Origin of the sequence: Streptomyces sp. NPDC018031, assembly GCF_044327625.1 — a bacterium.
Classification (GTDB): domain Bacteria; phylum Actinomycetota; class Actinomycetes; order Streptomycetales; family Streptomycetaceae; genus Streptomyces.
The window spans coordinates 109942-123796 of the sequence record NZ_JBIRFT010000008.1 but is presented as its reverse complement, the minus strand read 5'-3'; the positions used below and the strand labels follow the sequence as shown (position 1 = coordinate 123796).

Annotated in this window: 17 protein-coding genes; 11 read left to right on the top strand and 6 right to left on the bottom strand. The window is 74.5% G+C overall.

Annotation, left to right across the window (positions count from 1 at the left end):
* The first annotated feature begins 155 nt into the window (after positions 1 to 155).
* The 4 genes from ACH4B3_RS20030 to ACH4B3_RS20015 all read left to right on the top strand — a co-directional run bounded on the left by ACH4B3_RS20030 (position 156) and on the right by ACH4B3_RS20015 (position 4033).
* Positions 156 to 887 carry a 2OG-Fe(II) oxygenase gene (locus ACH4B3_RS20030; protein ID WP_398464373.1) on the top strand — a complete coding sequence of 244 codons (732 nt, stop codon included), beginning with the start codon at positions 156 to 158 and terminating at the stop codon, positions 885 to 887.
* A gap of 125 nt (positions 888 to 1012) precedes the next feature.
* A complete protein-coding gene (locus tag ACH4B3_RS20025; protein WP_398464371.1) occupies positions 1013 to 1825 on the top strand; it encodes an alpha-ketoglutarate-dependent dioxygenase AlkB family protein in 813 nt (270 codons plus the stop codon).
* A 209-nt stretch (positions 1826 to 2034) separates the two neighbouring features.
* Positions 2035 to 2553 carry a SigE family RNA polymerase sigma factor gene (locus tag ACH4B3_RS20020; RefSeq protein ID WP_398464369.1) on the top strand — a complete coding sequence of 173 codons (519 nt, stop codon included), beginning with the start codon at positions 2035 to 2037 and terminating at the stop codon, positions 2551 to 2553.
* A 244-nt stretch (positions 2554 to 2797) separates the two neighbouring features.
* Positions 2798 to 4033 carry a hypothetical protein gene (locus ACH4B3_RS20015; protein ID WP_398464367.1) on the top strand — a complete coding sequence of 412 codons (1236 nt, stop codon included), beginning with the start codon at positions 2798 to 2800 and terminating at the stop codon, positions 4031 to 4033.
* 87 nt (positions 4034 to 4120) lie between these two features.
* On the opposite strand, the gene ACH4B3_RS20010 is transcribed toward ACH4B3_RS20015, so the two are convergent.
* From ACH4B3_RS20010 to ACH4B3_RS20000, 3 genes are all read right to left on the bottom strand, one after another.
* Entirely contained in the window at positions 4121 to 4576 is a 456-nt protein-coding gene (locus ACH4B3_RS20010; RefSeq protein WP_398464366.1) for a tellurite resistance TerB family protein, read from the bottom strand.
* A 98-nt stretch (positions 4577 to 4674) separates the two neighbouring features.
* A complete protein-coding gene (locus tag ACH4B3_RS20005; RefSeq protein ID WP_398464364.1) occupies positions 4675 to 5700 on the bottom strand; it encodes a rod shape-determining protein in 1026 nt (341 codons plus the stop codon).
* 319 nt (positions 5701 to 6019) lie between these two features.
* A complete protein-coding gene (locus ACH4B3_RS20000; protein WP_398464362.1) occupies positions 6020 to 7780 on the bottom strand; it encodes a bifunctional 3'-5' exonuclease/DNA polymerase in 1761 nt (586 codons plus the stop codon).
* Between the two features lie 156 nt (positions 7781 to 7936).
* On the opposite strand from ACH4B3_RS20000, the gene rpmF reads away from it, so the two are divergent.
* Positions 7937 to 8107, top strand: coding sequence for a 50S ribosomal protein L32 (rpmF, locus tag ACH4B3_RS19995; RefSeq protein WP_398464360.1), 171 nt, complete (start codon positions 7937 to 7939; stop codon positions 8105 to 8107).
* Positions 8100 to 9464 (top strand): GTP-binding protein, encoded by a 1365-nt coding sequence (locus tag ACH4B3_RS19990; protein ID WP_398464358.1) that lies wholly within the window; start codon positions 8100 to 8102, stop codon positions 9462 to 9464. Before rpmF ends, ACH4B3_RS19990 begins: the two co-directional genes overlap by 8 nt.
* A 370-nt stretch (positions 9465 to 9834) precedes the next feature.
* On the opposite strand, the gene rpsN is transcribed toward ACH4B3_RS19990, so the two are convergent.
* Together rpsN and rpmB are read right to left on the bottom strand one after the other, a co-directional pair.
* A complete protein-coding gene (gene rpsN / locus ACH4B3_RS19985; protein ID WP_398464356.1) occupies positions 9835 to 10140 on the bottom strand; it encodes a 30S ribosomal protein S14 in 306 nt (101 codons plus the stop codon).
* Positions 10140 to 10376, bottom strand: coding sequence for a 50S ribosomal protein L28 (gene rpmB, locus ACH4B3_RS19980; RefSeq protein ID WP_398464354.1), 237 nt, complete (start codon positions 10374 to 10376; stop codon positions 10140 to 10142). Before rpmB ends, rpsN begins: the two co-directional genes overlap by 1 nt.
* Positions 10377 to 10435: 59 nt before the next feature.
* On the opposite strand from rpmB, the gene rpmG reads away from it, so the two are divergent.
* The 5 genes from rpmG (at position 10436) to ACH4B3_RS19955 (ending at position 12853) form a co-directional block, all read left to right on the top strand.
* A complete protein-coding gene (rpmG, locus tag ACH4B3_RS19975; RefSeq protein WP_398464353.1) occupies positions 10436 to 10600 on the top strand; it encodes a 50S ribosomal protein L33 in 165 nt (54 codons plus the stop codon).
* Between the two features lie 11 nt (positions 10601 to 10611).
* Entirely contained in the window at positions 10612 to 10878 is a 267-nt protein-coding gene (locus ACH4B3_RS19970; RefSeq protein WP_398464351.1) for a type B 50S ribosomal protein L31, read from the top strand.
* A complete protein-coding gene (locus ACH4B3_RS19965) occupies positions 10875 to 12113 on the top strand; it encodes a GTP-binding protein (RefSeq protein WP_398464349.1) in 1239 nt (412 codons plus the stop codon). The genes ACH4B3_RS19970 and ACH4B3_RS19965 overlap by 4 nt, the downstream gene beginning before the upstream one ends.
* Before the next feature lie 157 nt (positions 12114 to 12270).
* Positions 12271 to 12507 carry a 30S ribosomal protein S18 gene (gene rpsR / locus ACH4B3_RS19960; protein WP_398464646.1) on the top strand — a complete coding sequence of 79 codons (237 nt, stop codon included), beginning with the start codon at positions 12271 to 12273 and terminating at the stop codon, positions 12505 to 12507.
* A 127-nt stretch (positions 12508 to 12634) separates the two neighbouring features.
* Positions 12635 to 12853: a DUF397 domain-containing protein gene (locus ACH4B3_RS19955; protein WP_398464644.1), complete on the top strand. Its 219-nt coding sequence runs from the start codon at positions 12635 to 12637 to the stop codon at positions 12851 to 12853.
* Between the two features lie 347 nt (positions 12854 to 13200).
* Here ACH4B3_RS19955 and ACH4B3_RS19950 read toward each other — a convergent pair whose 3' ends face one another.
* The gene (locus tag ACH4B3_RS19950) at positions 13201 to 13731 is read right to left on the bottom strand and encodes an ATP-binding protein (protein WP_398464347.1); all 531 of its coding nucleotides are present in this window, start codon (positions 13729 to 13731) and stop codon (positions 13201 to 13203) included.
* Positions 13732 to 13855 lie beyond the last annotated feature (124 nt).

The window sequence follows — 13855 nt, the reverse complement described above, 5'->3', positions numbered from 1 at the left end:
ACACCGCCCGCCACCGCACCACATCGGAACCCCTCACCCCACCCCCACCTCACCCCGCGCCCCCGACACCGATCCGTCCCGTCCCGGGCCAGCCCCGCGCCGCCCCACCGCGGCGCGGCGCGCCGGGCCACCGGGCGACCCTCACCGGAGCAGAGATGACCACCAGCGCGCACCGGCCGACCCACCTCGGCGAGCGGGTCGAAGCCGCCGACTGGCCCGCACTCGCCGCCGAGCTCGACACCCACGGCTGCGCGCTCACCCCGCAGCTCCTCACCGCCGACGAGTGCCGGGACATCGCCGCGCTCTACGCCGACCCGGCGCGCTTCCGCTCCACCGTGGACATGGCCCGGCACCGGTTCGGCGCCGGCCAGTACCGGTACTTCGCCCGTCCGCTGCCGGACCCGGTCCAGGAGCTGCGCCGGGCCTGCTACCCGCGCCTGCTCCCCATCGCCCGTGACTGGGCACACCGGCTGGGCCGCCCCGCGCCCTGGCCGGACACCCTGGACGAGTGGCTGGAGATGTGCCACCGGGCCGGGCAGACCCGGCCCACCCCCATCCTGCTGCGCTACGGGAAGGACGACTGGAACGCGCTCCACCGCGACCTCTACGGGGACCTGGTCTTCCCGCTCCAGATCGTCATCGGGCTCGACGAACCCGGCACCGACTACACCGGTGGCGAGTTCCTCCTGGTCGAGCAGCGGGTCCGGGCGCAGTCCCGCGGCACCGCGACCGTGCTGCGCCGGGGGCACGGCCTGATCTTCACCACCCGGGACCGTCCGGTGCCCTCCGCCCGCGGCTGGTCGGCCTCGGCGGTACGGCACGGGGTCAGCGTCGTGCGCTCCGGGACCCGGCACACGCTGGGCCTGGTCTTCCATGACGCGGCCTGACCGGGGGCCCGCGGCGCGGGAGGTCCGCCGCGGGCGCCCGGCGAGGCCCGGCGGGGTGACCGGACGGCCGCGGGGCGGGGACCCTGGAAGGCGAGGACCGGAGGCCAGTGGAGAGGAGACCGGCGATGGACGAGGAGCCACTCACCCTCTTCGGCGGACCGGAGGCCGGCGGCACGGGTGCCGGCGGGCCGTATGCCGGCGGCGCGCATGACGTCGGGCCGGGGATCGATGGACCGGAGACCGGCGGGCCGCTGACCGGCGGGCCGGGTGCCGGCGGTGCGGTGGCCGGTGGTCCGGGCGGCCGCGTGGAGCCGGCTCCCGGGGCGGTCCATGTCCCCGGCTGGCTGCCGATGGACCAGCAGCGCCGGCTCGTCGAGGCCTGCCGCCGATGGGCGACCGGACCCGTCCCGATGCGCCACACCCGGCTGCCGCGCGGCGGCGTCATGTCGGTCCGTACCGTGTGCGTCGGCTGGCACTGGCAGCCGTACCGGTACACCCGTACCGCCGGGGACGTGAACGGCGCCCGGGTGGCGCCCTTCCCGGAGTGGCTGGCCCGGCTGGGCCGCCGGGCGGTGGCGGACGCGTACCGGGACCCGGCGGCCGGGGAGGCGTACCAACCCGACACCGCGCTGATCAACTTCTACGACGCCCAGGCCAGGATGGGCATGCACCAGGACAAGGACGAGCGGTCCCGGGCGCCGGTGGTCTCGCTGAGCATCGGCGACAGCTGCGTCTTCCGTTTCGGGAACACCGAGACCCGGGCACGGCCCTACACCGACGTCGCGCTGCGCTCCGGTGACCTCTTCGTGTTCGGCGGGCCGTCGCGGCTCGCGTACCACGGGGTGCCCAGGATCCACCCCGGAACCGCCGACCCGGCCACCGGCCTCTCCGGTGGCCGCCTCAACATCACCCTGCGTGTCACCGGCCTGCCGGGCTGAGCGGGGGCGGCCGCACGCCGCGCCCGCCCCACTCGGCCCCGCCTCAGCACGCCCCCACCCCACTCCACCCCACTCCCCTCCACCCCGCTCGGCCCGGCCCCGCTCGGCCCGCCCCGCCCGGCCCGGCCCGGGAAAATCATCTGCAACATTCCCCCGCGCCCGGCACGTCAATGAGGTGTAAGCGACGGCGCGCAGGTGGAAGGGGAGCGGTGAAGAAGGCTCTGACGGACGAGTACCTGGAGTTCGCCGCTGGGCGGTCCGGGCATCTCTTCCGCTCCGCATGCCTGTTGACCAGCGGTGACACCCACCTCGCGGAGGACCTGGTCCAGGAGACGCTGGGCCGGATGTACGTCACGTGGCGGCGTATCTCCAAGATCGAGAATCCGGCGGCCTACGCCCAGACCGTGCTGGTGCGCACCTTTCTGACGCACCAGCGGCGGCGCAGCAGCCGGGAGTCGCCGACCGGGGAGCTGCCCGACGCGTCCACCGCCCCGGTCTCGGCGGAGGGGGACGCCACGCTGCGGATCACGCTCCTCGACGCCCTCGGCAGGCTGCCCCCCAAGGACCGGGCGGTGCTGGTGCTCCGTTACTGGGAGGACCGCAGCATCGAGGAGACGGCGGCGGCCATGCGCGCCAGTTCCGGTGCGGTCCGCAGCCGTTCGACGCGAGCGCTGGCGAAGCTGCGGGAACTGCTAGGCGGCAGCCTCGCCGAGCTGGTGGCGCGCTGATCCGTCCCCGGTGCCCGCAGGCCCCGCCGTCCGGCACCGGCCGCCATCCACCCGGTCACCACGCAGCCACCGGCCGGCCGCCCACCCGGTCACCACGCAGCCACCGGCCGCCCCGGGCCGGCATCGCCGGCCGCCGCACCGCGCTCGCCGCGGTCCCGCCCACGTCGCCGCGCCGTAACGCGGCCCCGCCCCCGGCGCCGCGCCCCGTCGCGGCGCCCCACACCGACGGAACGGTGGTTTTCCCATGCCCATCGAAGAAGAACTCGGCGACGCCCTGCGCCGCACCTCGGACTCCTTCCGCGCCGACGGGCGCCAACTGGTCGACCGGGGACTCGCCCGCGGCCGCACGCTCCGCCGCCGCCGCACCGCCGCGATCGGCGGCGCCCTGGCCATGACCCTGGTGGGCGTCGGCGGGTTCGTCCTGTCGGGCGCCCTGTCCCCCGGCGGTGACCAGGTCGCCGGCCCCGCCGCCCGTTCGAGTACCGCCGACGGCACCAAGCGGCCGGCCGCCGCACCCCTGTCCGAGCAGGAGATGGTCGACCTGCTCGCGGCGCGGCTGCCCAAGGGCACGATCAGCGGCCGGGAAGGGCGCGGCACCGAGGCGGACAAGGGCGGCCTCGGGGCGCCGTACGCCAAGGTGGTGCTCGACGACGGGAAGGGCGCGGCGGCCGTCGCGCTGTCGGTGAGCCGCGAGGACGAGGCGCTGTCCTGCCCGGACGCCGCCCATGTACCGGACCTCCGGTGCACCCTGAAGCGCCTGGACGACGGCAGCGTGTTCATGCTGACGCAGGGCTACGAGTACCCGGACCGCCGGGCGGACACCAAGCTGTGGCAGGCCACGCTCGCCACGCCGGCCGGCTACCAGGTGCTCGTCTCGGAGTGGAACGCCCCGGCCGAGAAGGGCGCCGACGTCACCCGCACCGACCCGCCGCTCTCCGCCGACCAGCTGCGGACCCTGGCCCGGGACGAGGTCTGGCAGCGGGTGGCGGACGCCATCGAGGACGACCGGGGGCCGCGTGCCGCGGCGGGTGCCGAGCAGACCGCTCGCCGGGACCCGTCCGCCGGGGCGATCCGCAAGACGCTCAGGCGGCTGCTCCCCGAGGGGCTGCGCATCACGGACGGGCAGAGCGCCACTGACACCGGGTACGCCCATGTGACCGCGGACGACGGCAAGGGCGCCGGTCTGGTTGAGGTCAACGTGCAGCGCTGGGGGAAGGACATCCCGGAGGAGCTGTACCGCAAGGCGACCAAGCTGCCGGACGGCACCCTGGTCGTGGTGGACCGGGGCCCCGCCGAGAAGGGCGGCAGCGGCACGGTGGCCTGGGAGGTGGACACCATGCGGCCGGACGGGCTGCGGGTCGTGGTCAACGAGCTGAACGCCGCCGGATACCGGCGCAGCGCCACCCGGGCGGAGCCGGTCGTGCCGATCGACGAGCTGAAGGAGCTGGCGCTCAGCGCGGAGTGGCGGAAGCTGCGCTGAGCGGCACCGGGCCCCGGGCGTGCCCGGTGGCGGGGTGCGCCGCACGACGTGGCGCACCCGGCCGCCGGGCCGCCCGGCCCGGCCCGGTCACAGGTCGAACTCGGCCGGGTCGATGCCCACCGCGAAGCACGCCTCCCGCACGATGGCCTGCTCGGTCTTGTCGAAGTCGCCGTCGGCGCCGCCGATCACGATGCCGATCTGGATCACCGCCCGCGCCTCGGTCGGCTTCTTCTGCACCTTGCCGATCGCCTGCAGGACGCTGACCTTGCCGAACGCGAAGTCGGTGGTCAGCTTCTGCAGGTACTCGTCGAACCGGCGCTGGAGGTCGTCCGCGTGGAAGTTCTGCAGGACGTCGTTGGTGGCGATCAGCGACGCGACACGCTGCCGCTCGGCCGGGTCTATCTGCCCGTCGGCGGCCGCCACCAGCGCGCACATCGCCATGCTCGCGTCCCGGAACGCGCCACTCTTCAGCTCGTTCTTCTTCGCGTGGAGCTGGGTCTGCATCGTCTGGGCGGAATCCTTCAGCCGGTCCCACAGAGCCATGTGCCGTCTCCTTGGTGTCGAGGGTGCACCGAGTCAACTGTGACGAGGGGCGATGAAGTTCCCGAGCGGGGGGCCGACGGCTCCGCCCAGCACGACCTTCAGGCGGCCGACGGGCCGACGGGCAGCGGCCGCACCTTCCCCTCCAGCATGGCGCCCAGGCCCTCCACCGCGCAGATGTCCGGGTGGTCCGCCACCTGCACCGGCATCCCGGTGGCCTGCGCGATCATCCCGTCCAGGCCGGGCAGCCGGGCGCTGCCGCCCGCCAGCATGATGCCCCGGTCGCCGAGGTCGGCCACCAGGTCGGGCGGACAGCGCCGCAGCACCGCGCCGATGGTGTCGATCACCGCCGTCATGGGGACGTGAGTGGCGTCCCGGACGCCGTCCGCGTCCACCCGCACCGAACGGGCCCGTCCGGTGACCACGTCGCGGCCGTGCACCTCGGCGCCGTCCGCCGCTTCCGGGCCGCTCAGCACCAGGTGGAGGGGGCGGACCGAATGGCCGGCCAGCATCACCTCGTGCCGGCTGCGCAGGTGCTGCACCACCGCGCGGTCGATCGCGTCGCCGCCCACCGGCACACTCTCGGCGGCGACCAGGGCACCCAGCGACAGCACCGCGACCTGCGTCGTGGTGGCGCCGCACACCACGATCATGGTGGCCTCCGGCTGCTCCACCGGCAGGCCGCAGCCGACGGCGGCGGCGACCAGGGTGTCGACCAGCTCCACCCGCCGGGCGCCGAGCCCGGTGAGGGTCTCCACGGCTGCCGTCTGGGCGAGCGGGTGGGCGTCGAACGGGGTGCACGCCGCGGCCCGCAGCAGCGGTTTGCGCCGCCAGGCCCGGCGCACCTTCTCTCCGACGAACTGCCGCAGCATCCGCTGCGCCATGGTGATGTCGACCACCGCGCCGCCGGAGATGGGACGGACGACCGCGATGTGGCCGGGGGTGCGGCCCGCCATGTTCTCGGCGGGGGTGCCGACCGCGATCAGACCGCCGGTCCGCAGGTTGACGGCGCAGACGCTGGGTTCGTCGACGATGAGACCGGTGCCCTTGAGGTAGACGCGGGTTCGCGCGGCACCGAGGTCGACGGCGACTGAACAGCGGCGAAGTTGCTCCAGGCTGAGGGACATGGCATGTAACTCCCGGTGGGCGGTGTCGGGGGCCGCCCGCCCGGCGGCCCTGGAACCATCGTGCGCGGACCGGGGCCGTCCCGCGTACTAGGCTGCACCGCGCGAGTGAGTGACCGTCAGAAAATCCGAATACCCGGTGAGCCCAGCGTTTCCGACTGGGCGTCAGCGTCCGTCGGCCGGAGTCGCCGGAGCAGCCGGGGCCGCCGGAGCCGGCTGTGCCGGGTGTCCCGCGGTGTGTCCGCCCCGTGCCGCGCGGTGCCGGTGTTCCGTCGCTGTGCGGCCTCGGCCGCTGCGGTGCCTCCGCCGCCGGTTCCGGCGGTCAGCCCTTGGCGTCGGCGTAGCTGTCCACCGCCGCGAGGGTGAACGGGAACCGCACCGGTGTGTCGCCGAACGCGATGCGCCCGGCCCGGTCGCCCGAGGCCCGGATGGCCTCGCGGACCTGCGGCACCTCCTCCTCCGGACAGTGCACGATCACCTCGTCGTGCTGGAAGAAGACCAGCTCGGCGCGGAGCGGGGCGAGTGCCTGCCGCAGTGTGGCGAGCACGATCAGCGCCCAGTCGGCGCCGCTGCCCTGCACGACGAAGTTCCTGGTGAACCGGCCCCGGGCGCGGGCGCCGGCGCTGCTGCCGTAGGCCGGGGCCTCGTCCTCCGTCGGCGGCAGCCCCGCCTCGTCGTACGGATCGTCCGAGGTGCCGGCCGGCGGGCAGGTGCGGCCGAGCCAGGTGCGGACCAGCCGCCCCTCCTCGCCGGCCCGGGCCGCCTCGTCCACGTAGGCGACCGCGGCCGGGAATCGGCGGCGCAGTGCGGCCAGGTGCTTCAGGCCGTCCCCCGAGGTCTGCCCGTAGACCGCCCCCAGCAGCGCGAGTTTCGCCTGCTCGCGGTCGCCGGCGAAGGCCCGGTCGGACAGCGACGCGTACAGGTCGTGCTCGCTGCCGGCGACGTCCATGAGCCCGGGGTCGCGGGAGATCGCGGCGAGCACCCGCGGCTCCATCTGGTCGGCGTCGGCCACCACCAGCCGCCAGCCGGGGTCGGCGACCACCGCCCGTCGCACCACCTTGGGGATCTGCAGGGCGCCGCCGCCGTTGGTGGTCCAGCGTCCGGAGACGGTGCCCCCGGGGAGGTACTCGGGCCGGAACCGGCCGTCCCGCACCCAGGTCTGGAGCCATGCCCAGCCGTGCGCGGTGTGCAGCCGGTACAGCTTCTTGTAGCGCAGCAGCGGCTCGACGGCCGGGTGGTCGATGCGCCGCAACTCCCAGGCTCGGGTGGAGGACAGCGCGATGCCGTCCCGGGCGAAGGCCCGGATCACCTCGGCGGGCAGGTCGGGCCTGACCCGGGCGAGGCCGGCCGTCCCGGTGCCGGTCCGGCCGGTGCCCCCGGCGGGCGCCCCCGGGGAGCCCGCGAAGGCGCGCGACACCTCGTCCGCCAGTTCCGCCAGCCGCTGCGGTTCCAGCCCGCCCGGATAGCGCTCGCCGAGCAGTTCGTCCAGCAACTCCCGGTGCACGTCGGCGCGCCAGGGCAGGCCCGCCCGCCGCATCTCGGCGGCCACCAGCATGCCCGCGGACTCGGCGGCGATGAGCAGCCGCATGCGGCCCGGGTGCTCGGCCTCCCCGGCGCGGGCCAACTGTCCGGCGTAGACCGCGAGCAGGGCCTCCAGGGGATCGGTGCCCGCGGGCAGCGGCGACCCCTCGGTCTCGAACAGCGACGGCTGGCTGTCCGCGGCCCGGTGCGGGCCCCGCCCGGCCGCCGCCTGGGGCGGGTCCTCGGGCACCGGCAGGCCGTGCAGCCGGGCCCACGCGGCGGCCAGCGATCGCGGGTGGCCCGACCGCCCTTCGTGGCCGAGCAGCAGGTTCTCCGCGGCCTCCACGTCGTAGCACCGTTCCACCCGCAGGCCGGCGGCGAGCAGCCGAGGGTAGACCGCGGCCGTGGACCGCCAGACCCAGCGATCAACCCCCGGGCGGGACCGGATGGCCGACGCGAGGCCGCCCGCGTCCGTCACGACCGGTCCGGCGGCCCGCCCGGAGGAGTCGAGCGGGCAGAGACGAACACCCCCGTCGTCCGTCTCTGCCAGCGCCCACCTCATGAACGAAGTCTGGCAGCAGGGTCTGACAACGGGCCCTGACCTGCGCGGGCAGCGGCCGGCGCGGTGTCGCGGCGGCGTCGGCAACCCACCCATGGAAATGGAATCCATTTTCATATAGCCTGGGCGGTCCATCGATCCGGTTTCCGAGAGGCCCCCATGGCAGTCCCCAAGCGCAAGATGTCCCGCAGCAACACCCGCCACCGCCGGGCCCAGTGGAAGGCCGCCCCGGCCGCGCTGGTGACCATCACCGTCGACGGCCGGGAACTGCGGGTGCCGCAGCGGCTGGTCCGCGCCTACGAGCGCGGTCTGCTCCGCCCCGATGGCTGAGCGGACCACGGCCCGCCAGGCCCCGGCCGGCACGCCCCGGCTGCCGGTGACCGTGCTCTCGGGATTCCTCGGCGCGGGCAAGACGACCCTGCTCAACCACGTCCTGGCGAACCGGGACGGGCTGCGGGTGGCGGTCATCGTCAACGACATGAGCGAGGTCAACATCGACGCCGCGCTGGTGCGCGAAGGCGGAGCGGCCCTGTCCCGGACCGAGGAACGGCTCGTCGAGATGACCAACGGGTGCATCTGCTGCACCCTCCGCGACGATCTGCTGGAGGAGGTCGACCGGCTCGCCCGCGAGGGCCGCTTCGACTACCTGCTCATCGAGTCCAGCGGGATCTCCGAACCGATGCCGGTCGCCGCGACGTTCGCCTTTCCGCGCGACGACGGCGCGACGCTCGGCGACGTGGCCCGGCTCGACACCATGGTCACCGTGGTGGACGCCGCCGACTTCGGCCGGGAACTGGACAGCGGGGACGAACTCGCCGAGCGCGGCCTGGACCAGTACGAGGACGACGAGCGGACGGTCAGCGACCTGCTGATGGACCAGGTGGAGTTCGCGGACGTCATCGTGGTCAACAAGACGGACCTGGTCGACGAGGCGGAGGCCGAGCGACTGCGGGCGGTCCTCACCCGGCTCAACCCGGTCGCCCGCGTCGTCACCGCGCGCCACGGCCGGGTCGCCCCGGCCGACATCCTCGGCACCGGCAGCTTCGACCTGGAGCGGGCCCAGCAGGCCCCGGGCTGGGTGCGGGAGCTCAACGGCGACCATGTGCCCGAGACCGAGGAGTACGGCATCTCCTCCACCGTCTACCGCGCCGACCGCCCCTTCCACCCGGGCAGGCTGTGGGAGTTCGTCACCCGCGGGCTGGACAGCGGGGCGTACGGCACGATCCTGCGTTCCAAGGGCTTCTTCCGGCTCGGCTCCCGACCGCGTGTCACCGGGCTGTGGTCGCAGGCCGGGGCGGTGGCGCGGTTCGAGCCGTCCGGGACGCACCCGGAGCTCTCCGGTCCGGCGGCGCTCGACACCCTCGCGCGGGCCGGCGGGGCGGTACGGGACGAGGGGGGCGAGGGATACGCCCCGGACGAGGGGGGCGAGGAGCGGGCCCGGGAACAGGGCCAGGAACTCGTCTTCATCGGCACCGGCCTGGCGGCGGCCGCGCTGCGCGCCGCGCTGGACGCCTGCCTGCTCGCGGGCGGCGAGGCACCCGGCGAGGACCCCTTCCCGGCCTGGGACATCCACGGTGCCGACGACGGCCGCGCGCACGAGCACCCGGCCCGGCCCCGGCCCGCGGACCTGCCGGCGCCGGCGCGGCCCGCCGGTCCGGCGGAGCGGACGCACCCGGCCGGCAGCTGACCGGGCGGCCCCCTGCGGGGAGCGGCGGGCGACCCGCCGCCCGGCCGCGGTGTCCCCTGCGGACGACGGCATGGCCGCGGGCCGTGGTGTCCTCTCTTGTGCCGCCAGGCTCTTGTGCCGCCAGGCCGCGAGCCGTGGCGTCACCTTCGCGCCCCCGGCCACCGGCCGTGGTGTCCCCTTCCGCGCCGCATGGCCACGGGCCCGCGGTGTCGGCTTCGCGCCCCTGGCAACCGGCCGTGGTGTCGGCTTCGTGCCGCATGGCCGCTGGCCGTGGTGTCCCCTTCGGGCCGCATGGCCACGGGCCACGGGCCGCGGGACGTCCCCCCGGACGCCCCGCGGCCCGTTCCGGTGCACCGCCGTGGTGCGGCGGCTACCAGCTGGACTTGCGTACCCCCGGCAGGAAGCCCGCGTGCGCCTGACCGCGCAGGTTCACCCGGGAGAGTCCGAACGCGCGGAAGTAGCCGCGCGGGCGGCCGTCCACGCTGTCGCGGTTGCGGATCCGGGTGGCGCTGGCGTCCCTGGGCTGGCGGCCCAGTTCGCGCCGGGCGGCGGTCCGCTGCTCCTCGGCGGTGGCGGGGTTGCGGATCAGCTCCTTCAGCTCCGCGCGGCGGGCGGCGTACCGGGCGGCCACGGCGCGCCGCTTCTCGTTCTTCGCGATCTTGCTCTTCTTCGCCATCAGACCTTCTCCCCGCGGGCGCGGATCCGGGAGACCGCGGCCTCGATGCCGATGGTGTCCACGGTCTTGATGCCCTTGGTGCTGAGGGTGAGCCGGACGTACCGGCCCTCGCTCGGCAGCCAGTAGCGCTTCCGCTGGACGTTCGGGTCGAACCGGCGCGGAGTACGCCGGTGGGAGTGCGAGATCGCGTTGCCGAAGCCGGGCTTGCGGCCGGTCAGCTGGCAGTGGGCGGACAAGGTCAGGTCCTCCTCGGGGGCCTAATGAAAATGGAAACCATTTCTGTATAGTAGCCCGTATGGCCCGCAACGAACTACGCCCAGTGATCAAACTGAGGTCCACCGCCGGCACCGGCTACACCTACGTCACCCGCAAGAACCGCCGGAACGATCCGGACCGCATGGAGCTGCGCAAGTACGACCCGGTCGCCGGACGCCACGTCCCCTTCCGGGAAGAGCGCTGAAGGAGCCCGTCATGAAGCCCGGCATCCACCCCGCGTACGGACCGGTCGTCTTCCGCGACCGCGCCGCCGACTACGCCTTCCTCACCCGTTCCACCGCCACCAGCGACAAGACGATCGAGTGGGAGGACGGCAACACCTACCCCGTCATCGACGTCGAGATCTCCTCGGCCAGCCATCCCTTCTACACCGGCACCGCACGCGTGCTGGACACCGCCGGACGGGTCGAGCGCTTCGAGCGCCGCTACGGCCGGGCCGGCGGACGGCAGGCCGACCGGTGACCGCCGCCGCCCCGCTGCCGGTCGCCGTGGTCGCCGGGCTGCACGGCGACGCCCGCCGGGCGGTGGTCGACCGGCTGCTGGCCACCGTGCCCGGCAGTGTCGCGCTCCACCACGACCTCGCCTCCGCCGCCGCGGGAACCGTGCGACGGACCGTCCGGGACGGCCGGTCCGTCCTCGACGAGGGCGAGACCCCGCTGGTCAACGACTGCGCCTGCTGCGCACTGCGCGAGGACCTGGTGCCCGAGCTGACCCGGCTGGCGTCCTCCGACGACTGCCGGCTCGCCGTCGTGGAACTGTGGGACTCCGTCGAACCGCAGGCCATGGCCGAGGTGGTGGCCGCGTACGGCGGCGACGCACTGCGGTTGAGCGCGGTGCTCACCGCCGTCGACCCGGCCCTCGTCCTGCCCTACCTGAGCTGCGGCGACGACCTCGCCGAGGCCGGCCTGGCCGCCGCCGCGAGCGACCAGCGCACGGTGGCCGACACCTTCGCCCGGCAACTGGAGTACCCGCCGGTGCTGGTCCTGGTCGACGGCCACCCGGCCGACGAGGCACCGGGCGCCGACCCGGGCGTTCCGGAGCGGACCGCTCCGGACCCGGTCCTGGACGGCGCCGGCACGCCTCCGGCCGACCCGGCGGACCTGGCGCTGCTGGTCCAGCTGCACCCGACCGCGCGCCGGATCGCGGTCGAATCCGACGAACTGGCCGCCGCGGCGGTGACCGGCTTCGACGTCGAGGCGGCGGCGGCCCGCCTCCACCCGGCCTGCGCGCTGCTGCCGCAGGCGGCGGACGACGAAGGCGTCACCACGGTGGTCTGGCACCGGGTGCGGCCGTTCCACCCGGGCCGGCTCTACGCGGCGCTGGAGGACCTCACCTGTGCCGCGGCCCGCAGCCGCGGCCGGTTCTGGCTCGCCGACCGGCCGGACACCCTGCTGTCCTGGGACGCGGCGGGAGGCGCGCTGTGCGTGGAGAGCGCCGGGCCCTGGCTCGCCGCACTGCCCGACGCGGCCTGGGAGATGGTGCCCCCGATGCGCCGGGTGGCGGCCGCGCTGGACTGGGACGCCGAACACGGCGACCGCACCCAGCACTTCACCTTCACCTCACCCGGCCTGGACCGGGAGGGTCTGCTGGCGCTGCTGGAGTCCTGCCTGCTGACCGACGCCGAGTACGCCGCCGGGCCGGACGCGTGGCGCGGACTGCCGCACGCCTTCGACGAACTGCTCGACCCGGTGTCCTGAGCCGATTCCTCCGCTTCCCGTCCGCCGTCGGGAACCGGGCGCCGCACCGCCGGGAGTTCCACCCGCGGAAGCCGCCCGTACACGCCGGTGACCAGCCAGGTGTGACGGGAGTTACGCCCGCCATGTGACCGTCAACGTACGCAAGAAAGGGAATTCCATGCCCCGGAACGGTGCATCCCGCAAAAACCTCAAGCCCCGGCCGAACCCTTTGGACGTCGCGGGCGTCACCTATATCGACTACAAGGACACGGATCTGCTCCGTAAGTTCATCTCGGACCGGGGGAAGATCCGCAGTCGGCGAGTCACGCGCGTCACCGTCCAGCAGCAGCGGCAGATTGCGCGTGCGATCAAGAATGCCCGGGAGATGGCACTGTTGCCGTACGGTTCGCGGTGATCATCCGGATACACGGTGTGCACGTGCATCCGCTCAAGCAGCCGCACATGAACGGGGTTATGATCCGGGGCAGTTGACAGCTGCATGAACCTCGGAGAGCCCTGTGCACGACCACCTGTACAACGGTATGGCGGCAACGGACCTCCATGACGTCGTCTGGCAGAAGAGCCGGCACAGCAACTCGCAGGGCTCGTGTGTGGAATTCGCGAAACTTCCGGACGGCGGAGTGGCCGTGCGGAATTCCCGCTTCCCCGACGGGCCGGCGCTCATCTACACCCCGGCGGAGATCGCCGCACTGCTGATGGGCGTCAAGGACGGGGAGTTCGACCACCTCGTGCTGGACTGAGGTCCGCCCGCGCCCGGGCCCCCGCCCGGGCCGCCATCGCCGTCCCGTCCGCAGGCCGGCCCGCCTGGGCCCCGCCGGGCCGAATCCATCGCCGCCGCGCCCGCAGGCCGGGGCCGCCTGGGCCCCCGCCCGTCGCCGTCGGGGGCGGACCGCCACCGCCGGGGCCGCACCGGCCGTCGCCGCCACCGCGCCGACGGCGGTGGCCGGCCGGCCGCCCGGCGGGTGGCCGCCGGAGAGACCCGGGGGCCGGACGGCAGTACTCCGCACCGAGCGGCCAGGGACCCGGATGCCGAGCGGGCACGGACCCGGATGCCGGAAGCCGCGGACCGGGTGCCGGGACTCGGCGGTCAGTCGCGGGGCATCCGGAACTGCGCCCAGACCACCTTGCCGCGCAGGGTGCCGGCGAGGGGATGCCACCCCCAGCTGTCGCTGAAGGACTCCACCAGGTAGAGCCCGCGCCCCGACTCCTGGGAGAAGTCCGCCTCGCCGGCGACCGGGCTCGCCTCGCTGGGGTCCCGTACGGCACACACCAGGCGGGTGGCCCAGCGCATCAGATGGAGCCTGACCTGGGTGTCGGGTTCCCGGGCGGCGCCGGGCCCGGACTGGCCGGACACCCCGCCCGCCGGCTCCGCCCCGGTGGGCGGCAGCGCGTGCCGGAGGGCGTTGGTGACCAGTTCGGAGACGACCAGGGCGACATCGTCGAAAAGCTCCGACAGCTCCCATTCGTCGAGCGTCCGGCCGGTGAACCGGCGGGCCCCTTTGACCGCTTCGAAGCGGGCGGGCAGTGCGCAGGAGGCGGATCCGGAGACGGCGGAGGGGCCGACTGGCGGGAGCCCCCTCCACAAGGGCTCCAGCATGGTCGATCCGTTGGTCCCCATGCGAGCACTCCTGCATTCGTTGCCGTGAGGATCCTGGCTGGACCTCGTACGAGCGTGCACGTGCGCGACGCCCATCGTTCCGAATGCCCAGAGCAGATGCAAGGGCAGATGCACGTGCACGGGC